Annotated in this window: 16 protein-coding genes; 8 read left to right on the top strand and 8 right to left on the bottom strand. The window is 72.8% G+C overall.

The genetic code is table 11. The features are described 5' to 3' along the window. The first annotated feature begins 107 nt into the window (after positions 1-107). Positions 108-872 (top strand): SDR family NAD(P)-dependent oxidoreductase, encoded by a 765-nt coding sequence (locus ACIBTU_RS00865; protein WP_399123717.1) that lies wholly within the window; start codon positions 108-110, stop codon positions 870-872. Here ACIBTU_RS00865 and ACIBTU_RS00860 read toward each other — a convergent pair. Beyond that, positions 860-2455, bottom strand: a complete 1596-nt coding sequence (locus tag ACIBTU_RS00860; RefSeq protein ID WP_399123716.1) for a hypothetical protein — start codon at positions 2453-2455, stop codon at positions 860-862. The two genes, ACIBTU_RS00865 and ACIBTU_RS00860, sit on opposite strands and share 13 nt — an antisense overlap. Positions 2456-2478: 23 nt before the next feature. Beyond that, positions 2479-3093, bottom strand: a complete 615-nt coding sequence (locus ACIBTU_RS00855; RefSeq protein WP_399123715.1) for a TetR/AcrR family transcriptional regulator — start codon at positions 3091-3093, stop codon at positions 2479-2481. Positions 3094-3227: 134 nt separating this feature from the next. Between ACIBTU_RS00855 and ACIBTU_RS00850 the strand changes: the two genes are divergently transcribed. Genes ACIBTU_RS00850 through ACIBTU_RS00840 form a run of 3 tightly spaced genes read left to right on the top strand, consistent with a single transcriptional unit; the run spans position 3228 to position 5747 of the window. Then, positions 3228-3890: a CatB-related O-acetyltransferase gene (locus ACIBTU_RS00850; RefSeq protein ID WP_399123714.1), complete on the top strand. Its 663-nt coding sequence runs from the start codon at positions 3228-3230 to the stop codon at positions 3888-3890. A 41-nt stretch (positions 3891-3931) separates the two neighbouring features. Continuing rightward, on the top strand, positions 3932-5125 hold the full coding sequence (locus ACIBTU_RS00845) for a macrolide family glycosyltransferase (protein ID WP_399123713.1): 1194 nt from the start codon (positions 3932-3934) through the stop codon (positions 5123-5125). A gap of 55 nt (positions 5126-5180) precedes the next feature. Continuing rightward, entirely contained in the window at positions 5181-5747 is a 567-nt protein-coding gene (locus ACIBTU_RS00840) for an NADPH-dependent FMN reductase (RefSeq protein WP_399123712.1), read from the top strand. Between the two features lie 17 nt (positions 5748-5764). Here the strand turns inward: ACIBTU_RS00840 and ACIBTU_RS00835 are convergent, their stop codons facing one another. Next, the gene (locus tag ACIBTU_RS00835; protein ID WP_399123711.1) at positions 5765-6340 is read right to left on the bottom strand and encodes a dihydrofolate reductase family protein; all 576 of its coding nucleotides are present in this window, start codon (positions 6338-6340) and stop codon (positions 5765-5767) included. A 263-nt stretch (positions 6341-6603) separates the two neighbouring features. On the opposite strand from ACIBTU_RS00835, the gene ACIBTU_RS00830 reads away from it, so the two are divergent. Beyond that, the gene (locus ACIBTU_RS00830) at positions 6604-9978 is read left to right on the top strand and encodes a pyruvate carboxylase (RefSeq protein ID WP_399123710.1); all 3375 of its coding nucleotides are present in this window, start codon (positions 6604-6606) and stop codon (positions 9976-9978) included. Positions 9979-10043: 65 nt separating this feature from the next. Here the strand turns inward: ACIBTU_RS00830 and ACIBTU_RS00825 are convergent, their stop codons facing one another. After that, positions 10044-11882: a SpoIIE family protein phosphatase gene (locus ACIBTU_RS00825; protein WP_399123709.1), complete on the bottom strand. Its 1839-nt coding sequence runs from the start codon at positions 11880-11882 to the stop codon at positions 10044-10046. 184 nt (positions 11883-12066) lie between these two features. On the opposite strand from ACIBTU_RS00825, the gene ACIBTU_RS00820 reads away from it, so the two are divergent. Beyond that, on the top strand, positions 12067-14397 hold the full coding sequence (locus ACIBTU_RS00820; RefSeq protein ID WP_399123708.1) for a GH92 family glycosyl hydrolase: 2331 nt from the start codon (positions 12067-12069) through the stop codon (positions 14395-14397). A 65-nt stretch (positions 14398-14462) separates the two neighbouring features. On the opposite strand, the gene ACIBTU_RS00815 is transcribed toward ACIBTU_RS00820, so the two are convergent. The 4 genes from ACIBTU_RS00815 to ACIBTU_RS00800 all read right to left on the bottom strand — a co-directional run bounded on the left by ACIBTU_RS00815 (position 14463) and on the right by ACIBTU_RS00800 (position 19280). After that, a complete protein-coding gene (locus ACIBTU_RS00815; RefSeq protein WP_399123707.1) occupies positions 14463-15734 on the bottom strand; it encodes an MFS transporter in 1272 nt (423 codons plus the stop codon). Further along, the gene (locus ACIBTU_RS00810) at positions 15731-16972 is read right to left on the bottom strand and encodes a PLP-dependent cysteine synthase family protein (protein WP_399123706.1); all 1242 of its coding nucleotides are present in this window, start codon (positions 16970-16972) and stop codon (positions 15731-15733) included. The genes ACIBTU_RS00815 and ACIBTU_RS00810 overlap by 4 nt, the downstream gene beginning before the upstream one ends. A gap of 186 nt (positions 16973-17158) precedes the next feature. Next, positions 17159-17608 (bottom strand): hypothetical protein, encoded by a 450-nt coding sequence (locus ACIBTU_RS00805; RefSeq protein WP_399123705.1) that lies wholly within the window; start codon positions 17606-17608, stop codon positions 17159-17161. A 532-nt stretch (positions 17609-18140) separates the two neighbouring features. Continuing rightward, positions 18141-19280, bottom strand: coding sequence for an MFS transporter (locus ACIBTU_RS00800; RefSeq protein ID WP_399123704.1), 1140 nt, complete (start codon positions 19278-19280; stop codon positions 18141-18143). 360 nt (positions 19281-19640) lie between these two features. On the opposite strand from ACIBTU_RS00800, the gene ACIBTU_RS00795 reads away from it, so the two are divergent. Then, positions 19641-21641: an ABC transporter ATP-binding protein gene (locus ACIBTU_RS00795; protein WP_399123703.1), complete on the top strand. Its 2001-nt coding sequence runs from the start codon at positions 19641-19643 to the stop codon at positions 21639-21641. Positions 21642-21661: 20 nt separating this feature from the next. Then, positions 21662-22864, top strand: a complete 1203-nt coding sequence (locus ACIBTU_RS00790; protein WP_399123702.1) for a bifunctional class I SAM-dependent methyltransferase/NUDIX hydrolase — start codon at positions 21662-21664, stop codon at positions 22862-22864. Positions 22865-22894: the final 30 nt, after the last annotated feature.

Here is a 22894-nt window from a genome sequence, read left to right as displayed (position 1 = left end):
GTTGATTCCGGCCCCTTGACCGGCCTCTCACGGCGCACCTACCGTGATCCACGACCAAGCGTCTGCTTGTTCGCCGGGCGGTGCTCCGAGCACGAGAGGTGGGCGCGATGCGCGACTTCGGGAACAGGGCGGGCGTGTCCGGCGGCTCCGGAGGGATCGGGGCGGCCGTCTGCCGCGGCCTGGCGGCCGCCGGTTCGGCCGTGGCCCTGACGTACCGGCGCAACAAGGAGCAGGCGGAGGCGGTGGCCGCCGAGCTGGCCTCCGCGCACGGTGTCACCGTCGCGACGGACCCGCTGGACCTGTCGGACCCGGCCGCCACCGGCCGCTATCTCGACGCGGTGGTCTCCCGGTTCGGCGCGGTCCACACCGTGGTCCACTGCGCGGGCCCGCACGTGCCGATGGTGCATCTCTCGCGCGTCTCACCGGAGCAGTGGCGCGAGCAGCTCGACACGGACACGTCCGCCTTCTTCAACCTGCTGCACGCCGCGCTGCCGGCCCTGCGCGAGAGCCGAGGCTCGGTCGTGGCGGTCACGACGGCGGCGACCCGCCGCTATCCGGTACGTGACGGCCTGTCGGCGGGGCCGAAGGCGGCGGTGGAGGCGCTGGCCCGCGCGTTCGCCGCCGAGGAGGGCCGGTTCGGGGTGCGGGTGAACTGCGTGGGGCCCGGGATGCTGACCGACGGGATGGCCGCGCGGCTGATGGACTCCGGCGATCTCGATCAGCGGGCGCTCGACGCGGCCATGGCCAACATCCCGCTGCGCACCTTCGGCACCGCCGAGGACATCGCCGAGGCCGTGTGCTTCCTGGCCTCCGACCGCGCCCGCTTCATCACGGGCCAGAAGCTCGACGTCGACGGCGGCTACGGGGTCTGAGCGGGCCCCAACTCCAGCCGGGTCCGGATCAGCCGGCCCTCGGCCGTGCCGATCACCAGCTCCCCGTCCGGGCCGGCGCTCAGGCAGGTGGGCGTGTAGACGTGCTCGCCGAGCGCGAGCGGCTGCCGTCGCAGCACCGTGCCGTCCGTCGCCCGCAGGGTGAGCAGTTCGCAGGCCGGACCGGCCGTCACGGCGTGGACGAGGCCGTCGTGCGCGTCGACTCCGGTGATCCTCGTGTCGAAGCGGTGGGCCCAGACCGCGGCGCCGTCCGGGTAGGAGCGGCGTACGAGGTGGGAGGCGTCGCGGCCCGTGCAGCCGTGGACGAGTCCGGCGCCGAGGGCGTCGTCGACGTACACGGCGGGGCCGCCCTGGTACGCGCCGACGGAGTCGTCCCAGGAGAGCGGGAACAGCCGCTCGATCCCGTCGGGGCCGGCCCGCACGACCCATTTCTCCAGCAGGGGCGGCTGCACGTCCGCGGGGCCGTCGCCGTACAGGAACAGCAGGTGCGGGGAGCGGCGCACCGGGAGGTCGAACGAGGTGTGGCACTCCCCCAGGTCCAGGGTGCCCAACTGCCGTCCGGAGGGGGTGAGGACGACGCTCGCGCTGGGCGGCCAGTGCGCCCAGGGGAAGAGGTCGCGCGAGTCCCTCGCCACCCAGGCGCCGTCCGTACGCGCGGCGATGACGACCGGGAAGTCGAGGGCGAGTTCGGCGATCGGGGCGCCGTCGGCCAGGTCGAACCGGCACAGCCGGGTGCGGCGGTTGTCGCTCGTGCCGACCAGGATCGTGACCCAGACGCTCGTCTCGTCCGGGGTGACGTGGATCCGGCAGCCGCTGCGCTCGAACGTGTCCTCCGGCTCCGGCAGCGACCACAGCAGAGCGCCGTCCCGCGACCAGCACTCCAGAAGTGTCTTGGTGGGCCGCGCGACGAGCATCCGGCCGTCGCTCAGCACCTCCACCGCGGCGGGTCCGCTGCGCGTGCTCCAGGAGCTGCCGTGCTCTGCGGCGACGGCGGCCAGGTACCGCTGCGGGGCGTCCACGGCGGGGCCCTTCGCGGCGGTCCAGTCCACCGTCGCGGGCGTCTGCGGCCAGGCGACCCGCGCGGCGAGCACGTCCGCGGTGACCCGGCTCCAGTCGTCGTGCTCGGCGACGGCGCGCGTGTACGAGACGTTCCCCAGGTCCTCGTAGTCGACGATCGGGGCACTGAACGTCACCTCCAGGCGCCGCGCGTTCCACCAGCGCAGCGCGACGACCTCGGCTCCGGCGACCTCCACGTCGACGCGACGGTGAGTATCCGGCTCGTACAGGTGGAGTGCGCCCTGCGCCGCGAACTCGTCACCCTCTCCCGCGCCCACGGCGAGCAGGGGAAGCGCCGGGTGGAAGGCGAGCGCCTCGACGGACCGTCCGACCACCAGTTGGTCCCACAGGGCGAGATCGCTCGTCCGGTAGACGGCGATGCGCCCGCGGCCGTCGCGGCCGCTCGCGTGGCAACTCACCGCGATCCAGCGGCCGTCCGCGCTCACGGCGGTCGTGAAAGGGTGGCCGATCTCGGGGAACGGTTCGTCGGGTATCAGGCGCATGCGCATCGCGGGAGCCTATCGGGCCGCGCCTACGGGCTGACGGTGAAGGCCCCCGCCGCGGCCGCCGACACCGCCGTCCTCGCGTCCCGTTCCGGCTGGTGCGGGTCGGGATCGGCGCGCAGCAGCAGGAGTCGGTGGTAGAGCGGCGCGGTCGCCGCGATCAGCAGGGCCTGCGCGTCGGTGTGCGGCGAGGGGAGTTCGCCGCGCCCGACGGCTCGTTCGACCAGGATCGCGCACTGCGTGTACCGGTCCGCCCACAGACGCGTCTGGGCCTGCGCCGCCTGTTCGGAGTGGAACGAGGCGGACATCAGGGCGACGGCGAGCGAGGGCCGCACGGCCAGGGACTCCTGGATCTCCCGGTTCAGGGCCGTCAGGTCACCCAGGAGCGAACCCGTGTCCGGGGGCTGCCAGTCGATCTCGCCCGCCGCGTCGATGACGTCGACGAGCAGTCCGCCGACGTCGCGCCAGCGTCGGTAGACGGTGGCGCGGTGGACGCCGGCGCGCGTCGCGACGCCCTCCACCGTGAGCGACTCGTGACCGCCCTCGGCGAGTTCGGCGCGGACCGCGTCGAGGACCTGGGCGCGGATGCGGGCGGTGCGGCCGCCCGGCCGGCGGTCGGGTGCGGGGGCCGTGGGTTCTGACATCGGGAATCCAGTATCCGGTTGATCCACGTCGGTGGGCTGTGACAGCATCTTAACGCAACAGTTGTCGCACTAACGCTCCTCATCGCCGCCGCCACCTGCGTACGCGCCGTCTGCCGAGAGGGACCGCCTTCACGATGCCGCCCGTTCCCGCTGTTCCCGCCGATCCCACCGTGCTCCACCCGATGCCCGAGCACCCGCGCGTCGTCCTGCTCAAGCCGCTGGTGAAGTCACCGCTCATCGAGGTCGGCGACTTCTCGTACTACGACGATCCGGACGACCCGACCGCGTTCGAGACGCGCAACGTCCTGTACCACTACGGGCCCGAGCGCCTGGTGATCGGCAAGTACTGCGCGCTCGGCACCGGTACCCGGTTCATCATGAACGGCGCCAACCACCGTATGGACGGCCCGTCCACGTTCCCCTTCCCCACGATGGGCGGCTCCTGGGCCGAGCACTTCGACCTGATCACGGGCCTGCCCGGCCGAGGCGACACGGTCGTCGGCAACGACGTGTGGTTCGGCCACGGCGCCATGGTCATGCCCGGGGTGCGGATCGGCCACGGCGCGATCATCGCCTCCGGCGCCGTCGTCACGGGCGACGTGCCGGACTACGGCATCGTGGGCGGCAACCCGTCCCGATTGATCCGCACCCGCTACGACGCCGCGGACGTCGCCCGGCTGCTCGCGGTCGCCTGGTGGGACTGGCCCGTCGAGCACATCACCGCGCACGTACGGACGATCATGTCGGGGTCGATCGCGGAACTGGAGGCGGCCGCCGCCCTGCTCCCCCGGACCTGAACCCCGTCCGCCCCTCCCTCCCCGGAATCGAGTGATCGAGCATGCCCCGCAGCCGCGCCCACATCGCGATGGTCGGCGTCCCCCTCGTCAGCCATGTCCTGCCCAGCCTCGCGGTGATCCGTGAACTCGTGGCCCGCGGGCACCGGGTCACGTACGCCAACGACCCGGTGATGGCCGAGCGGATCGAAGCCACCGGCGCCGAACTCGTGCCGTGCGCCTCCACCCTGCCCTTCGCCGACAACAAGTGGCCCGACGATCCCATCGCGGCGGCGGCCCTCTTCCTCGACGACGCTATCCAGGCGCTGCCGCAACTGCACGCCGCGTACGACGACGACCCGGCCGACCTGTACCTCTACGACATCGGGGCCTACGCCGCGCGCGCCCTGGCCGAGACGCAGGGCCGTCCGCTCGCGCAGTTGTCCCCGACCTTCGTCGCCTGGGACGGGTACGAGGAGGAAGTCGCCGTACATCTGCGGCAGTTGCCCGGCGCCGACGCGTACCGGGGCAGGTTCGCGCGCTGGCTCGCCGAGGCCGGGGCCGTCACCACGGACGTGGACGCCTTCTCCGGGCCGCCCTCCCGCTCCCTGGCCCTGATCCCGCGCGCGATGCAGCTGCACGCCGACCGGGTCGACACGGACGTCGTCACGTTCGTCGGGCCGTGCTTCGACACTCGTACGGAGGCGGAGGGCTGGACCCGGCCGGCGGGCGCCGAGAAGGTGCTGCTGGTCTCGCTCGGCTCCGCGTACACGCGGCAGCCGGAGTTCTACCGGCAGTGCGTCGCGGCCTTCGGCGACCTGCCCGGATGGCACGTCGTGCTCCAGATCGGGCGCTACACCGACCCGGCCGAGCTGGGTGACGTGCCGGGCAATGTCGAGGTGCACTCCTGGGTGCCGCAGCGGGCGATCCTGGAACAGGCGGACGCCTTCGTCACGCACGCCGGGATGGGCGGCTGCGGCGAGGGCCTCCTCGCGGGCGTCCCGATGATCGCCGTGCCGCAGGGCGCCGAGCAGTTCCTGAACGCCGACCGCCTGGTCGAACTCGGCGTCGCCCGCCGCGTCGACACCGCAGACGCCACCGCCGAGACGCTGCGCGCGGCGCTGACCGCGCTGATCGACGACCCCGAACGCCGCGCGCGCTCCCGCGAGTTGCAGGCCGAGGCGCGGGCCGAGGGCGGCACCCTGCGCGCCGCGGACCTCGTCGAGGCCCTGCTGCCCACCGCCGGTCCCGCCCACTGAGCACACCCGCACCGCTCTTCACCCGTACGACGCCACGCACCTGGAGACGCAGGACATGACGACGATAGGCATCATCCTCGGCAGCACCCGTCCCGGCCGGGTCGGGCCACAGATCGCGAGCTGGGTCGAGAAGACGGCCGGGGCTCGGGACGACGCGACGTTCGAGGTCGTCGACATCGCCGACTACGACCTGCCGCTGTTCGACGAGCCGCGCTCGCCCCGCCTGGGCGACTACGAGCACGCCCACACCCGTGCCTGGGCCGCCACGATCGACGCCCTCGACGGGTTCGTGTTCGTCACGCCCGAGTACAACCGGTCGATCCCGGCCGCGCTCAAGAACGCCATCGACTTCGTCTACAACGAGTGGAACCACAAGGCGGCCGGGTTCGTCGGCTACGGCAGCAACGTCGGCGGGGCCCGCGCCCTCGACCATCTGCGGCACATCGCCGGTGCGGTCCAGCTGACCGCCGTGCACACGCAGGTGCACCTGTCGCTGCAGAGCGACTTCGAGGAGTACCGGACGTTCGCGCCCGCCGAGCGCCACGATCGGGCCCTGGGCCAGATGCTCGGTGAGGTGGTCGCGCTGACCTCGGCCCTCGCGCCGATGCGCGGGCGCGGCTGACGCGGCGCCGCGCCCGTTCAGCCGTGCAGGGTCGGGCGGTAGACGAACTCCTGGGTGCGGCCGTCGAGGGTGCGTGTCTCGATCAGGTCGAGGTCGAAGTCCTCCGCGCCTGCGAAGACCGGGTCGAGGCCGGTGCGGCCCGTGATGACGGGGAAGACGGTGATCTGGACGCGGTCGACGAGGCCGGCGGCCATGAGGGCCCGGTTCATCGACAGGCTGCCGTGCGAGCGCAGCGGTACGTCGGACTCCTTCTTCAGGCGGGCCACGACGTCGACCGCGTCGCCGCTCACGACCGTGGCGTCCGGCCAGTCGAGCGGTTCCTCGAGTGTGGTCGACACGACCGTGAGCGGCAGGTTCCGCATCCGGGTGACCCACGGGTCGCGGACGCCCGGCTCGGTGTTCTCGGCCAGCATCTCGGCGAACGCCCGGTAGGTGTTCGCGCCGAGCACCATCCGCTGGTCCCGGTCGTACTGGCGGAGCCGGTGCTCGAGCAGTTCGGGGCCCTGTTTGCCCCAGTATCCGGTCCAGTCGCCGCTCGCGGCGCCGAAGCCGTCGAGGCTGCTGAAGATGTCGAAGGTGTATGTGGCGGTCATGACGTACTCCCGTGCGGAAGGAGGATCAACGGCCTGTCGGTGGGTAGGACCGCTGGGGTCGACGGAACTCATCGGTCGGCGGGCGGCGCGCGGGCGGCACGGAGGCAAAGGGGTCCACTCTGCGCCATTGGCGGCCCCTTCGGCTCGATGATCCATGTCACTGTCGCCGAACCTTCAGTACGCGCCCGCGCTGCCCTTAGCGTTGCCGAAACGAGCCGGGCACGATCCACGGTGCTCGTCACCGGCCAGGTGAAGGGGTCAGGATGTTCCGCAAGGTGTTGGTGGCCAACCGCGGGGAGATCGCGATTCGCGCGTTCCGCGCCGGCTACGAACTGGGGGCGCGCACCGTCGCCGTGTTCCCGCACGAGGACCGCAATTCGCTGCACCGGCTGAAGGCCGACGAGGCGTACGAGATCGGCGAGCCGGGGCATCCCGTGCGGGCCTATCTGTCGGTGGAGGAGATCATCCGCGCGGCCCGGCTCGCGGGGGCCGACGCCGTGTACCCGGGCTACGGATTCCTCTCCGAGAACCCCGAACTGGCGCGCGCCTGCGAGGAGGCGGGCATCACGTTCGTCGGCCCGTCCGTGCAGACGCTGGAGCTGACGGGCAACAAGGCGCGGGCCGTGGCCGCCGCGCGCGAGGCCGGAGTACCGGTACTCGGCTCCTCGGCGCCGTCCACCGACGTGGACGAACTGGTGGCGGCCGCCGAGGGCATCGGCTTCCCCGTGTTCGTGAAGGCCGTCGCCGGCGGTGGCGGGCGCGGTATGCGGCGGGTGGACGACCCGGCGCTGCTGCGCGAGTCGATCGAGGCGGCGGCCCGTGAGGCCGAGTCGGCCTTCGGTGACGCGACGGTCTTCCTGGAGAAGGCGGTCGTCGACCCCCGCCACATCGAGGTGCAGATCCTCGCCGACGGCGAGGGCAACGTCATCCACCTGTTCGAGCGCGACTGCTCCGTGCAGCGCCGCCACCAGAAGGTCATCGAGCTGGCGCCCGCGCCGAACCTCGACCCCGAGGTGCGCGAGCGGATCTGCGCCGACGCGGTGAAGTTCGCCCGCCGGATCGGCTACCGCAACGCGGGCACCGTGGAGTTCCTCCTCGACCGCGCGGGCAAGCACGTCTTCATCGAGATGAACCCGCGCATCCAGGTCGAGCACACGGTGACCGAGGAGGTCACCGACGTCGACCTGGTGCAGGCGCAGCTGCGCATCGCCTCCGGCGCGACCCTCGCCGACCTGGGCCTGTCGCAGGAGTCCGTCGTGCTGCACGGCGCCGCGCTCCAGTGCCGCATCACGACCGAGGACCCGGCGAACGGGTTCCGCCCCGACACCGGCATGATCAGCGCCTACCGCTCCCCCGGCGGTTCGGGCATCCGGCTCGACGGCGGTACGACGCACGCGGGCACCGAGGTCAGCGCCCACTTCGACTCGATGCTGGTGAAGCTGACCTGCCGGGGCCGGGACTTCCGCACGGCCGTGGACCGGGCGCGGCGGGCCGTCGCCGAGTTCCGCATCCGGGGCGTGTCGACGAACATCCCGTTCCTTCAGGCGGTGCTCGACGACGCGGACTTCCAGGGCGGGCGGGTCACCACCTCGTTCATCGAGGAGCGGCCGCATCTGCTGACGGCCCGTCACTCGGCGGACCGGGGCACGAAGCTGCTCACGTACCTCGCGGACGTGACGGTGAACAAGCCGCACGGGCCGCGGCCCGAGCTGATCTCGCCCGCCTCCAAGCTGGCACCGCTCCCCGCGGGCGAGCCGCCGGCCGGTTCGCGGCAGCGGCTCGCGGAGCTGGGGCCCGAGGGCTTCGCCCGGAGCCTGCGGGACGCGCCGACGCTCGGCGTCACGGACACCACGTTCCGCGACGCGCACCAGTCGCTGCTCGCCACCCGGGTGCGCACCAAGGACCTGCTGGCCGTGGCTCCGACGGTGGCGCACACGCTGCCGCAGCTGCTCTCGCTGGAGTGCTGGGGCGGCGCCACGTACGACGTCGCGCTGCGCTTCCTCGCCGAGGACCCGTGGGAGCGGCTCGCCGCGCTGCGCGAGGCCGTGCCGAACATCTGTCTGCAGATGCTGCTGCGCGGTCGCAACACCGTGGGGTACACGCCGTACCCGACCGAGGTGACCGACGCGTTCGTGCAGGAGGCCGCCGCCACCGGCATCGACATCTTCCGCATCTTCGACGCGCTCAACGACGTCGACCAGATGCGGCCGGCGATCGAGGCCGTGCGCGAGACCGGCACCGCCGTCGCCGAGGTCGCGCTCTGCTACACGTCCGACCTGTCGGACCCGGCGGAGAAGCTGTACACGCTGGACTACTACCTGCGGCTCGCCGAGAAGATCGTCGACGCGGGCGCGCACGTACTGGCGGTCAAGGACATGGCCGGTCTGCTGCGCGCCCCGGCCGCGGCGACGCTGGTCTCGGCGCTGCGCCGCGAGTTCGACCTGCCGGTGCACCTGCACACGCACGACACGGCGGGCGGCCAGCTCGCGACGTACCTCGCGGCGATCCAGGCCGGGGCGGACGCTGTGGACGGCGCGGTGGCCTCCATGGCCGGGACCACCTCGCAGCCGTCGCTGTCGGCGATCGTCGCGGCGACCGACCACTCGGCGCGCCCCACGGGCCTCGACCTCCAGGCGGTCGGCGACCTGGAGCCGTACTGGGAGAGCGTCCGCAAGATCTACGCCCCCTTCGAGGCGGGTCTGGACGCGCCGACCGGACGGGTCTACCACCACGAGATCCCCGGCGGACAGCTGTCCAACCTGCGTACGCAGGCCGTCGCGCTCGGCCTCGGCGACCGTTTCGAGGACGTCGAGTCGACGTACGCGGCGGCCGACCGGATGCTGGGCCGGCTGGTGAAGGTGACACCGTCCTCGAAGGTGGTGGGCGACCTCGCGCTGCATCTGGTGGGCGCGGGCGTGGAGCCCGCCGAGTTCGAGGCGACGCCGAACCGGTTCGACATCCCGGACTCGGTGATCGGCTTCCTGCACGGCGAGCTGGGCACGCCGCCCGGCGGCTGGCCCGAGCCGTTCCGCAGCAAGGCCCTCGAGGGCCGGGCCGGACCCAGGCCGGTCCAGGACCTGACCGCCGAGGACCGCGACGGCCTCGCCAAGGACCGCCGTTCGACCCTCAACCGGCTGCTGTTCCCCGGTCCGACGAAGGCCTTCGAGACGCATCGCGAGGCGTACGGCGACACCAGCGTGCTCGACAGCAAGGACTTCTTCTACGGGCTGCGCCCGGGGAAGGAGTACAGCGTCGACTTCGGACCTGGAGTGCGGCTGCTGATCGAGCTGGAGGCGGTCGGCGAGGCCGACGAGCGGGGCCTGCGCACGGTGCTGTCCACGCTCAACGGCCAGCTGCGGCCGATCCAGGTGCGGGACAACGCGGCCGCGGCCGACCTGCCGGTGACCGAGAAGGCCCACAAGGGCGATCCGGGGCATGTGGCGGCGCCGTTCGCCGGTGTCGTGACGCTGGCGGTGGCCGAGGGCGACCAGGTCGAGGCCGGTGCGACGGTGGCGACGATCGAGGCGATGAAGATGGAGGCCTCGATCACGGCGCCGCGCGGCGGGCGGGTCTCGCGTCTCGCGATCTCGCGGATCCAGCAGGTGGAGGGCGGCGACCTGCTCGTCGAGATCCGGTGACCTGAGGAGCTGCTGCTCGGTGTGCGGCCGGGGCGGCCTGGTCCGCCCCGGCCGCCGCCGTGTGCTCACGGTTCCTCCGGGCCGTCCTCGTCGAGCTCGAACCAGACCGTCTTGCCCTCGGGCTCGGGCCGGATGTTCCACCGGTGGGCCAGCAGGTCGAGCAGGACGAGGCCGCGGCCGGAGGAGGAGAGCTCGCCGGGGGCGCGCCGGTGCGGGACCTCGTCGCTGCGGTCGGACACCTCGACGCGCAGCCGCCGCCGGCCGTGGGAGCCATGGATGTCGGCGCGCAGGGCGGCGGCCTGCTCGGTGTGGACGAGGACGTTGCCGAGGAGCTCGGAGACGAGCAGGAGAACGGTGTCGACCTGTTCGGGGCGGGCCCAGTCGTGAAGAAGGCCCTGGAACTCGATGCGGGCGTCGGCGAGGCCCTGGGCCTGGTCCTGTTCGAGGGTGAAGCGCAGGTTCCGGCCGGTGCCGTCGACGGGGACGGCGGACGGGTCGCGGCGCAGGAGCAGCAGCGCGATGTCGTCCTCGGTGAAGGCGGCGGCGGGCTGCTCGCCCTTCACCGCCTCCATCGGTGCGACGACGGCGTTCATGAGCCGGTCCGCGAGTCCGCCGAGGTCGCCGGCGCTGCCCGGTTCGAGCGCGTCGCGCACGCGCAGCCATCCCGTGTACATGTCGTGGCCGCCGGACTCGATGAGTCCGTCGGTGCACAGCATCATGATCTCGTTCTCGCGCAGGGTGACGACGCTGACCGGGTAGTCGTCCTCGTCGAGGTCGAGGCCGAGGGGCAGGCCGCCCCTCACGTGCTTGAGCACGCAGGTGCCGTCGGGGAGGCGCAGGACGGGGTGCGGGTGGCCGGCGCGGGCGATCCGGAGGGTTCCGGTGGCGGGGTCGGCCTCCAGGTAGATGCAGGTGGCGAAGCGGTCCTCGCCCAGGGACGCGAGGAAGTGCGAGGCCCGCACCAGGACGGCGTCGGGCCCGTGGCCCTCGGCGGCGTAGGCGTGGATGGCGGTGCGCAGCCGGGACATGAGCCCCGCGGCCTGCAGGTCGTGGCCCTGGACGTCGCCGATGACGAGCCCGAGGCGGCCGCCGGGCAGGGCGATGCTGTCGAACCAGTCGCCGCCGACCATGAGTCCGCCGCCGGTGGGGACGTAGCGGGCGGCGACGCTGAGGCCGTCGACGCCGGAACCGACGCCGCCCAGACTGTTGCGCAGGGTCTGCGACAGGGCGCGGTCGGCCTGGCCGTCGTAGGTCTGCTCGATGCTCTGGCCGAGGAGCCGGGCGACGGTCATGAGGAAGACGCCCAGACCGTCGGTGATCGTGACGGGGGCGTCGAAGGCGGCCATCCACACGCCGGTGAGCTGGCCGTACGTGGTCAGGGGCAGGAAGGCCCAGGACTCGTGTCCGGCGTGGGTGGAGAGGGAGTGGCCCTCGGGGAACCGGTCGCGGAACTCCTGCGGCGAGCCGAGGAAGACCGGCCGTCCGGTACGGGCGACCTGTGCGGCGGGGTGCACGGTGCCCAGTGGCATGCGGTACGCGTCCCGCCCGTCGTCGCGCAGCCCCAACTGGCCGACGCAGTGCAGCGTTTCCCGGTCCGCGCGGAACACGGCCTGGCTGCACAGGGGCAGTGACGGGTCGGTCAGTCCGGAGATCAGCGTGAGTGCCTCGCCCAGTGAGGCGACACGGGCCAGGGCGTGGCCGGTGACGAGGAGGTCGGCGCCGCGGTGGCGCAGGTCGTCCGGCGGCCTGCCCGCTCCTCCGGTGGCCGGGCCCGCCAGTCGGTTGAGGGCGTCGACCTGGCGCATCTCGGCGTCGTACTCCTCGGTGTTGCCGTGTTCGCGCCCGCCTCCCACGTGCGGCACTCCCGTCTGCTCGGCGCCCTGTGATCCCTCCGCTTTCTCCATGTTCCGTCGATCGGCCCGGGCTCGCCTGCTCACCGGCGCCGGGGACGGCCATCCGTGACGAGTCGGTGCCACGGCATTGACGGATGCATGCCCAGGAGAGAAAGATCGACGGGCACCCCCTTTGACAACGTTGTCGCACGAGAGGATCGCGATGCGAGCGTTTAGACGCGCGTTCACCGCAGCCTTGATCGCCACCACTCTGGCCGCCGCCTCCGTCACCGCCACGGGCGCCGCGAGCGCCCGTGAGCAGGGACCGGAGTTCGCCGCGGACCCCACCACGCTGGTCGACACGTCGATCGGCAACAACGGCGACGGGACCACCTTCCCCGGCGCGGCCACGCCCTTCGGCATGGTGCAGCTGAGCCCCGACACCCAGCTGAACAAGTACGCGTCCTACGACTACGCGCAGGACAGCATCCTCGGCTTCAGCCACACGCACCTGTCGGGCGTCGGCTGTCAGACGATGGGCAACATCCGCTTCATGCCGACGACCGGGGACGTCACGTCCTCGGACCCGGCGCAGTACCGGGCCAAGTTCAGCCATGACAACGAGACCCGCTCGCCCGGCTACTACGGCGTGAAGTTCGACAACGGCATCAAGGCCGAACTGTCGGCCACGCAGCGCACGGGCCAGCACCAATACACGTTCCCGAGCGGGTCCGGCGCGGAGAACGTGCTGATCGAGGCGGGCGAGAGCAACGGCGCCACGTTCGCCGGTGACCTCAAGGTGGTCGGTGACGACACCGTGGAGGGCTGGGTCCAGGGCGGCAACTTCTGCTGGGAGACCGTCAAGGAGCGCTACCGGGTCTACTTCAGCGCCAAGTTCGACCGCACGTTCTCCAAGTTCGGCACCTGGACGGACGGCACGCTCACGCCGGGCAAGCGCGAGGCACAGCGCGGCACCAAGCGGGCGGGCGCCTGGCTCTCCTTCGACCGGGACAAGGGCGACCGGGTGGGCGCCTCGGTGGGCCTGTCGTACACGTCGGTCGACGGGGCGCGCCTGAACCGGCGGGCCGAGCAGCCGGAGTCCTTCGACAAGGTCCGCTCGGCCGCGCACGACACATGGCAGGACGAGCTGAACCGGATGCGGGTGGCCGGCGGCAGCAAGGCCGACCAGCGCACCTACTACAGCGCGCTCTATCGCTCGCTGCTGCATCCGTCGGTCGGCTCGGACGTCGACGGCCGCTACCGGGGCTTCGACGACCAGGTGCACCGCTCGGACTCGCCATACTACCAGATGTTCTCCCTGTGGGACACGTACCGCTCGCAGAACCAGCTGGTGGCGCTGCTGAACCCGGACAAGGCCAGGGACATGGCCAAGTCGCTGCTGCGCGTCTACGAGGACGGCGGCTGGCTGCCGCGCTGGGGGCTCGGCAACGGCGAGACCAACGTGATGAGCGGCGACCCCGTCACCCCGTGGATCGTCGACCTCTACAACCGCGGTCTGCTCGACGACCGCACCGCGCGCGGCCTGTTCGACGCGCTGTGGAAGAACGTCAACGAGGTCCCCGCGGACCAGTCCCGCTTCCGCGGCCGCGACGGCAATCCGACGTACGTGAAGAACGGCTTCGTCGGCTACCAGGACCTGCCGGGCTACCAGTTCGGCGACACCCGGCAGGCGGGCTCGGCGACGCTGGAGTACGCGCTCGGCGACTGCGCGCTGTCCACGATGGCGCGCGGGCTCGGCCACGAGGACAAGGCGGACCTGCTGGCGGGACGCTGCGACAACTTCACCAAGCTGTGGGACTCCGGCATCTCCTCGAAGGGCTTCACCGGCTTCCCCGTGGCGAAGAAGGCGGACGGCACGCCGGCCGGCGACACCGACCCGACCCAGTCGGGCGCCTTCCACGAGGGCACGGCCTGGCAGTACCAGTGGCTGGCCCAGCAGGACCCGGGGACCCTGTACGGGCTGATGGGCGGGGCGGGAGCGGCCGAGCAGCGGCTCGACACGTTCTTCGACATGCCGACCGTGCTCACCGACCCGGCGAAGGCAGCCTCGGAGTCCTGGGTGAACGGCGCGTACGACTACCACAACAACTTCGCCTTCAACCCGAACAACGAGCCGGACTTCCACGCGCCGTGGATGTACACGTGGACGAACGCGCCGTGGAAAACCTCGGCGGTGCTGCGGGCGATGCGCACCCTGTTCACGGACGACGCGTACGGCATGCCGGGCAACGACGACCTCGGGGCGACCTCCTCGCTCCTGGTCTTCGCGATGGCCGGCGTCTTCGAGGCGCAGCCCGGATCGGCGAACTACATCGTCACGGCGCCGATGTTCGACAAGGTCGAGATCCGGCCCGCGCACGGCAAGCCGATCTCGATCGAGGCGCCGGGGGCCGACGCCTCGAAGATGCAGTACGTGTCCTCGGTGCGCACGGGTGCGGGTCCGCTGCAGCGGAGCTGGCTGTCGCACCGGGAGCTGCTGGACGCGGGGTCGATCAAGGTCACGCTCTCCGGGCAGCCGACGCGCTGGGGTGTCGACGCGGCGCCGCCGGCGGTGGCGCAGGACTGAGCGGTCGCACGAAGTGAAGGGGTGCGGGGCGGGGTGCCTTCGGGGCGCTTCGCCCCGCACCCTTTTCACGCGGTCGCCAGGCGGGGCTCGGGCCGTGCGGTGAGGCGGCCGGCGCGGGCGAGAGCGGCGACGGAGGCGGCGCAGCCCAGGCCGGTGAGGGTGAGCGCGCACCAGGTCAGCCACAGGGCGTCATGCCGCTCGGCGAAGTCCCACAGGGCGCCCGTCGCGAGATTGCCGAGGGTGATGCCAAGGCCTGAGACGGTGTTGTAGAGCCCGTAGTGCGTGGCGACCAGGCGGTTGCCGGACAGGGTGACGACCGTGTCCATCTCGAAGGGGTAGGCGACGGCGCCGCCCAGGGCGAGCAGAGTGACCGTCAGGACGAGCGCGCCGAGTACGGGCCAGGCCGCGTCGGACGGGGTCAGGGCGAGCGGCAGGAACGCGAGCCCCATGACGGTCAGCCCTCGCACCAGCGCCTGCGGCGGGCTCCACCGCGTCTTCGCCCAGCCGGTGAGGCGCAGTTGGCCCGCGACGGCGACGGCGGCCGACACCACGAACAGGCCGCTGGTCGCCCAGGTGCCGCGCTCCCCCAGCGCGCTGCGCGCCGCGAGCGGGAGCGCCAGGTAGACCTGGAAGGTCAGCACGTACGAGCCGATCATGGCGAGGGCGAAGAGCAGGAAGGGCCGGTTGGCGACGACCCTGCGCCACTGGGCGAGCACGCTCTCGTCGGCGACGTCCTCCTGCTGCGGGCGGTCGGTCCCTGTGCCGCGCCGGGCGGGCAGGGCGCGCGCCTGGAGCACGGTGAGCGCGGCGAAGACGGCGGCCGCGGTGGTGCACACGAGCCGGAAGTCGGCGGCCAGCAGGGCGAGTCCGACGAGCGGGCCGAGGAGCATGCCGGCCTGGTAGTACACGTTGAAGGTGGCGAAGGCGTCGACGCGCCGCTCCCCCGCCTCGGCGGCCAGGTAGGCGCGCACGGCCGGGTTGAACAGAGCGCCCGCGAATCCGGTGGCGGCGGAGGCGGCGATCAGCGTGGGCAGGTTGTCCACCCAGCCGAGCAGGGCGAACCCGACGGTGCGCAGCAGGCAGCCGGCCATGATCGGAGCCTTGTAGCCGAGGCGGTCGGCGAGGGTGCCGCCGATGAGGAACATGCCCTGCTGCGAGAAGTTCCGTACGCCCAGGACGAGTCCGACGGCCCACGCCGCGAGGCCGAGCGATCCGGCGAGATGCGCGGCGAGGTAGGGCATGAGCATGTAGAAGGCGAGGTTGATGGCGAACTGATTGATCATCAGCAGCCGTACCGGGGCCGGGAAGGAGCGGGTCTGCCGCCACAGGCCGGTCATCGCCGGGCCCCGGTGGCCGTCCCGGCGGTGCGGTGCGGCTGTGCCGCGTCGGGGCCGAGAGGGCCGACGGGGTCGAGGGGATCGGTGACGTGGGTGCAGCGGGTCCAGCGGGTGACGACCCGGTCGGCGGGGTGTGCGATCTCGTCGGGATCCTCGGCGGGCGGCCGGCCGAGCAACCCGTGCTCGTGGCCGTACGCGTCGTCGAAGACGGTGCCGACGTAGCGCTGCGGACCGTCGGGGAAGACGGTGACGATCCGCTCCTCCGCGGGGCGGGTGCGGGCCAGCCACCGCGACACGAGGGCGACCGCGCCGACGCTCCAGCCGCCGGTGGCGTAGTGCCGGCGGGCCAGGCTCCGTGCCGCCCAGACGGATTCGGGCGCGGCCACCCAGTGGACCTCGTCAAAGAGGTCGTAGGCGACGTTGCGCGGATAGATGCTGCTGCCCAGGCCGCGCATCAGGCGGGCGGCGGCGGGCTGGCCGAAGATCGTCGACCCGGTGGTGTCGACGCCGACGACCCGCAGGCGCGGGAAGTAGCCGCGCAGGACGGAGGCGATGCCCGCCGAGTGCCCGCCCGTGCCGACGGAGACGACCAGGGTGTCGATACGGCCGAGTTGGGCGACGAGTTCGTGGGCGAGCGGGGCGTAGGCGGCCACGTTGTCGGGGTTGTGGTACTGGTCGGGGCACCAGGCCGTGGGGTCCTCGGCGAGGAGCCGTGCGACGCGCAGACGCCTGGCCTCCTGCCAGCCGCCTTCGGGGTGCGGGTGCTCCACGAGATCGACCTCCGCACCGTAGGCGGTGAGAAGGCCGGTCATGAGTGGCTCCATGCCGGGGTCGGTGACGACGGTGACGGGGTGTCCGTACGTGGCACCGGCGAGGGCGAGTCCGAGGCCGAGGGTGCCGGAGGTGGACTCGATGATGCGCGCGCCGGGCAGGAGGCGGCCGCGCTCACGGGCGGCGCGCACCATGTGGAGGGCGGTGCGGTCCTTGATGCCGCCGGGGTTGTGCCCTTCGAGCTTGGCCCAGAAGCCACGGCCTTCGGCGGTGAAGGGGGCGCCGATCCACAGCACGGGTGTGTCGCCGACGAGGCCGCCGGGGGTGTGCTGGGGACGTTTGGTGTCGGCGAGAAGTCGGGCGGGGGCGTCCAGGTGTGTTGTGGCGTGGGTCGTGTCGTGTTGCGTGGCGTGGGTGACGGCGTGCGTCGTGGTGTGGGTCGTGGCGTGTGTCGTGGTGTGGGTCATGACGTGCTTCTCCTGCGGCGCTGTGGGCAGGGCGGTGACCTGAAGGTTCCGTGGAGCTGCCGGGCCGGCGTGTCGGTCGGATTCTGGTGGTCCGGGGGCGTCGTCCTGCCGGCGTGCGTGGTGTGCACGGGGTACGCGTGGTGCGCGGTAGGTGCCGCGTGGGCAGGCGGGACGGCGCGGGGCCGGTCAGGTCCGCCAGATGCCCAGGTGGGCGCGCCGCTGTTCCGCGGGGGCGACGAGGGGTGGGCCGCTGTACCCGAACGGTCTGCGCGCGGTGGGCAGGTCCGCCCGGTCGAGGTCCGCGCCGGGGAGAGTGACCGGCGTGATGTCGGCGGCCGGCTGGATGCCGCGCGGGGCCTGCACGCTCGGCTCGTCGGTGCCCGAGCACTGTGCGTCGCCCTCGTGACCGTCGTGACCGTCGTGGTCGTCGTGGCCCAGGTGCGTCTGCGGTCCGGCGGGCTGCCCGCACGGGGCGGGGGCGACGGCCGTGATCGTGTCGGCGCGGCCGGCGGCGGATGCGACAGGGCCGTGCGCGCAGCACAGGAGATGGACGAGGGCCGCCAGCAGCACGGCGAGGATCGCGCCGGTGCGGTGACCGGGGCGGCTCCTGTCGTGACGTGCGGGCGAGATCCTCATGACGACAGAGAGTAATCGGGTGAGCGCATAAAGTGCGCGTGAAGATCAGTCGCAGCGGGGCGCCTCGCGGCGGCGGCTGGACCGCTCGGAGCTCAACGGCGCCAAGGATCCCCCGCCCCGGAACGACCACTTCCGCCCAGCCCCCAGCCCCGCCGAACCGGTCGACCATGATCGCCGGATCGGGTGAACCCGGCCCCGCGCGGGAACTCGGCATGTCTCGAACGCCTCAGGTGCCGACACGCCCCGCCGGGGGCGCTGGCCGGGAGCGCGAGGCTGTGTCCACTAGCGGCTCCGCCACGGGGCGCGACCAGCGCCTAGGTGCCGCCTTGCCCACCCGTACGCACCGGGTCAGACACGCCCCGTAAGGGGCGCGGGGAACTGCGCGACCAGCCACGACGGCGCGGCACCCGGCACCCGGCACCCGGCACCCGACACCGAGCCCCACCCCTACAGCGCCGCGCAGCAGCCGAGCCCACGGAAACGCCCGCCCAACGTCACGCCGCGCCCCGGGAACCACAAGCCCAGCCCCACCTCACCGCCCCCCGCGCCGCGACCCCGCCCCCACCACAACCGGCACCAACACGCCCGTGCACAACGCCAGCACCCCGAACCCCCACCCCAAAGACGCCCCGGCCGCGACCGACGCCACCAGCAAGGGCCCACCCGCGTCGCCCAGTTCACGCCCGAGCTCCGCCGCCCCCATCGTCTGCCCCATCCGCTCCTCGGGAGTCGCCGCGGCCAGCGCCGCGAATCCGATCGGCGTGATCAGCCCGGTCCCGGCCCCGATCAGCACCGCCGCCCCCACGAGCGCCGCGACCCCGGGCACCGCGGCCACCGCCAGCCCGCCCGCCGTCACCGCGAGCCCCGCGCCGAATCCGCCCCGCGTACTCAGGCGCCCCGCGTCCAGCGCCCGCCCCGCCCACGGCTGCACAAGCGCCGCGCAGGCCGCGAGGACCGAGACGACCGAGCCCGTGGCCACGGGTGACAGCCCGTCGGCCCGGCCGGACAGCGGGAGGAAGCCGACGCCGACCGACATCGCGGCGGTCGCCGCGGCCAGCGCGGCGACGGGCCGCAGGAACACCCCGTCGGTGAGCCGCCGCACCAGATCCGCGAGGGTCTGCCGTCGCTTGGGCAGCGGCGGCACGACCGGCACCGCGAGCAGCGCCCAGCCCGCGACCACGATCGCGAGCACCATCAGAACGGCGAACAGCAGCGTCAGCCCGCCGAGCCACACGAGCACGCCGCCGATCAGTGGGCCCGCGGTGTATCCGAGGCTCTTCCAGAAACCGTAGGAACCAAAGGCACGGCCGTGCCTGGCCTGCGGGTTGAGCCGGGCGACCAGCGCGGACGCGGCGGGTGAGAACGCGGAGGCCACCGCGCCCTGGCCGAGGCGGGCCGCCCACAGCCAGCCCGGGTCGCGTACGCCCACGTAGAGCGCGGAGGCGAGGGCGAAGGCGACGAGGCCGCCCAGGAGGACGGGCCGGGGGCCGACGCGGTCGGCGAGGGTACCGAAGACCGGCTTGAGCACGACCTCCGCGCCGTCGTAGAGGGCGAGCAGCACGCCCAGGTACAGGACGGAGCTCGCCAGGTCCGTGTCCCCGGCGCCGAGGCTGGCGGCGATGCCGTGCGCCCCGAAGGCGGTGGTGAAGCCCGCGGCGTACAGCGGTGCCATCTGCCGCTTCCCCGCCCGGGTCGTTCCTGCCGGCGCCGCACCGTCCACTTCACCCACCGCGTTCCCGATCCGACGACGCCGAGACGACCCGCACGGTACTGCCCGACGCGCCCGGCGGCACCAAGCCCCCGGAGAGCGACATCGCACCCGTTGCATCGGCAGCGTAGGGAGCCGCGTCGTACCCGGAGGACTGCGCGTCCCGCGCGCCCCCGGAATCCACCCCTCACCACCCCCCACGCACCGCATCGGGCCCATCCGTCCCAGGCCTCCCAGAGCCGCCCCACACGCACGGATCCCCGCTTTAAATAGCGCCCTCACGGTGCATTCACCGCGGGTGCCGATGCTCTGGGAGGGTGACAGTTGAAGAGGTTCTTCGGGAAGGTGCGGCCGGCCGAGCCGCGTGTGTCGGAGGCCGAACGGGAGCTGTTCGGCGGCCCGTTGCGCTACGACATGGGCTGGTCCACGCATGAGAACGCGACCCTCGACCTGACGATGCGCTCGGCGTTACGTCAGATGCCGGCGCTCGTGGGGGCCGCCCTGCGCATGGCGTGGAACGCGGACCGGCGGGCCCTGTTCGTGGTCGCGCTGAGCGAGATCGGGCAGGGGGTGGCCGCCGCTGTCGGGCTGCTCGCGGTCAACGCCGTCATGCACGCCCTGCTGGGCGACGGCACGGCCGCCGAACGGCTGCACGCCCTGCTCCCGGGACTCCTGGCCGCCGCGGCTGTCGCCGTCGTCAACTCCGCGCTGGCCGGCTGGTCCACCGCGCAGGCCGGCCGGCTCGAGCCGCTGGTCGAGCGGATCGCGACGACGCAGTACCTGGCGGCGGCGACGGCGGTCGAGCTGGAGGCGATCGACGACCCGGAGTTCCGCCGTCTGATCGACATCGCCCAGTACGGGGCGGCTTCCGCGCGCCGCATGATCAGCTGCTGCGTCTCGGCGCTCAACAGCACGATCTCCCTGGTCGCCACGGCCGGTGTGCTCACGGTGCTGCATCCGGCGCTGCTGCCGATGCTGCTGGTCATCGCGGCGCCGCGCGGCTGGGGCGCGATGCGGGTCGCGCAGGAGCGTTACGTGTCGATGATGAGCTGGATCGAGCACGTCCGGGCCGGCCGGCTGATCGGCAATCTCCTCACGGAGCGGACGGCGGCGCAGGAGGTCCGGATCCACTCCGTGGGTCCGTTCCTGCTCGACCGCTACCGGGGCATGGCCCGCAGCGCGGAGGCGGAGCAGGAGCGGCTCGCGACGAGCAAGGCGGTCACCGAGTGGGTCGCCTCCGCGCTGTCGGGCCTCGCGACGGCCGCCACGTACGGGGCGATGATCTGGCTCATCATGAGCGGGCGCATGGGCCTGGCAGTCGCGGGTACGGCGGTGATCGCGGTCCGTTCGGGTTCGGCGAGCCTCGGCGCGCTCGTCATGAACGTGAACCAGCTCCACGAGGAGTCCCTCTACGTGCGCGACCACTCCCGCTTCCTGGTGGAGGCGGCGCAGCGTGCCATCCCGACCGGTGGGGCTCCGCTGCCCGAGCGGGTCGCGGAGATCGCGCTCGACGAGGTCACCTACCGCTATCCGGACCGCGACGCCCCGGCGCTCGACAAGGTGTCGCTCACGCTTCCCATGGGGTCGGTCACGGCGGTGGTCGGGGAGAACGGCTCCGGCAAGAGCACCCTGATGAAGATCCTCTCCGGGCTGCTGCTGCCGCAGGAGGGGACCGTGCGCTGGGGCGCCGCGCACGTCCGGGACCTCGACCGCGCCGAGGTCTATGGCCGGGTCTCGCTGCTGACGCAGGACTTCCAGCGCTGGCCGGTGACGGCGGCGATGAACGTCCGGATCGGCCGGCCCGAGCACCCGGCGGAGCCCGACGACCTGCGCCCGTCCCTCGACTACGCGGGCGCGGGCCCGATCGTCGCGAAGCTCCCCGACGGTCTCCGTAGCCTGCTGGCCCGGATGTTCCGCGGCGCCATCGAGCTCTCGGGCGGCGAGTGGCAGAAGATGGGCCTCGCCCGTACGCACTGGCGCAGCGCGACATCGACCGCCGACAGCATCCTCATCGTCGACGAGCCGACCTCGGCGCTCGATCCCGAGGCCGAGATCGAGGCGTTCGACCGCATCCGCCGCCTGGCCGCACCGCACCGGGCCGTCGTCCTGGTCACCCACCGCATGTCCGGCGTCCGCCACGCCGACCGCATCTTCGTCCTCGACCAGGGCCGCCTCACGGAGGAGGGCACCCACGCGGAACTCCTCGCCGCCCGGGGCCGCTACGCCGCGATGTTCACGGCCCAGGCCGACCAGTACGCCCCCGTACCGCCCACCGTCCCCCACCCCACGCCACCGCCCGCCCCGACCGTCACCGACCCCGCATGACCCCGCCCTCAGGAGGCCCCGTGTCCCCGCACACCCCGTCCCCGCGCACCTCGAACACCGACGCCTGGACCGCGTACGGCCGTCACCAGATCGGCCGGAAGTACATGCCGGGGCTGCCGGACCGGATGCGCTGGGGATTCTGGGACGGGGTGGGGCCCGGCGACGAGGTCCTGGGACCGCTGGCCGGGCGTCGCCTCGTCGACATCGGCTCCGGGGTCGGCCACTACGCCGTGCACCTGGCGCGGACCCACGGCGCCCGGATCGACGCCGTCGAGCTGTCACCGACCCAGTACGAGCGGGCGGTCACGCACTTCGGTGAGGTGCCCGGCGTCTCCTTCGTCCACGACGACGTGGTCGAGCATCTGCGCCGCACCGAGCAGCCGTACGACGGGGCGTACGCGGTCTGCACGCTGGCCGGAATCGATCCGCACCGCGTGCTGCCCGCACTGCGCGACGCGCTCGCGCCGGGTGCGCCGTTCGTCTTCTCCGTCCTGCACACCAATGTCCACGGCGTGGGCCCGTCGGCCACCGTGGCCCCGCGCGAGGAGATGCTCGGGGTCGTCGGCATGACGCCGTTGCCGCTGGACACCTGGGTGCTGACCGGTGAGGCGTGGGAGAGCCTGCTGTCCGCGTACGGATTCGGCGTGGAGGAGACCGGTCTCCTGCGCTCGCCCGATCCGGACAATCCCGTGGTCTGCACGCTGATCCGGGCCCGCCGCTTGTCCTCCGGAGACGGGCGGATCTCCAGCCGTCCGCGCGGCCGTCGCGCGCCCGTGCCGCACGCGGCGGTCGGGGTGGGCACGATCGTGCTCGGCGAGGACGGGCTGCTGCTCGGCCGGCACCGCCGTGGCACGCTCGAACTGCCCGGCGGGACCGTCGAGCCGGGTGAGTCCTTCGCCGAGACGGCGGTGCGCGAGCTCCGTGAGGAGACGGGCCTGATGGCCGAGGCGGCGGACGTCGAGCTGCTCGGCACGCTCGTCGACCGGGTCGAGGACGTCCTACGGGTCACGGTCGGCGCCGTCGTGACGGCCTGGCGGGGTGCGCCGCGGACGCGGCCCGGCGAGAGCGTCGGAGACTGGTCCTGGTGGCCGCTCGACGCGCTGCCGCACGGCCTGTTCGAGTGCTCGGCGCAGATCCTCACCGCGTGGCGTCCCAGCCTGCCTCTCGACCATCCGCCGGCCCACTTCACCGCCTTCGGCCGACCGGGCCGGCACAGCAGGTGACGCGGTGCCTACCAGCAGCAGGGGCACGAA

It is taken from the genome of Streptomyces sp. NPDC050145 (genome assembly GCF_044460245.1).
In the GTDB taxonomy this organism is placed as follows: domain Bacteria; phylum Actinomycetota; class Actinomycetes; order Streptomycetales; family Streptomycetaceae; genus Streptomyces.
Note: the sequence above shows the minus strand (reverse complement) of the source record. Positions and strands in the feature narration are given on the sequence as shown.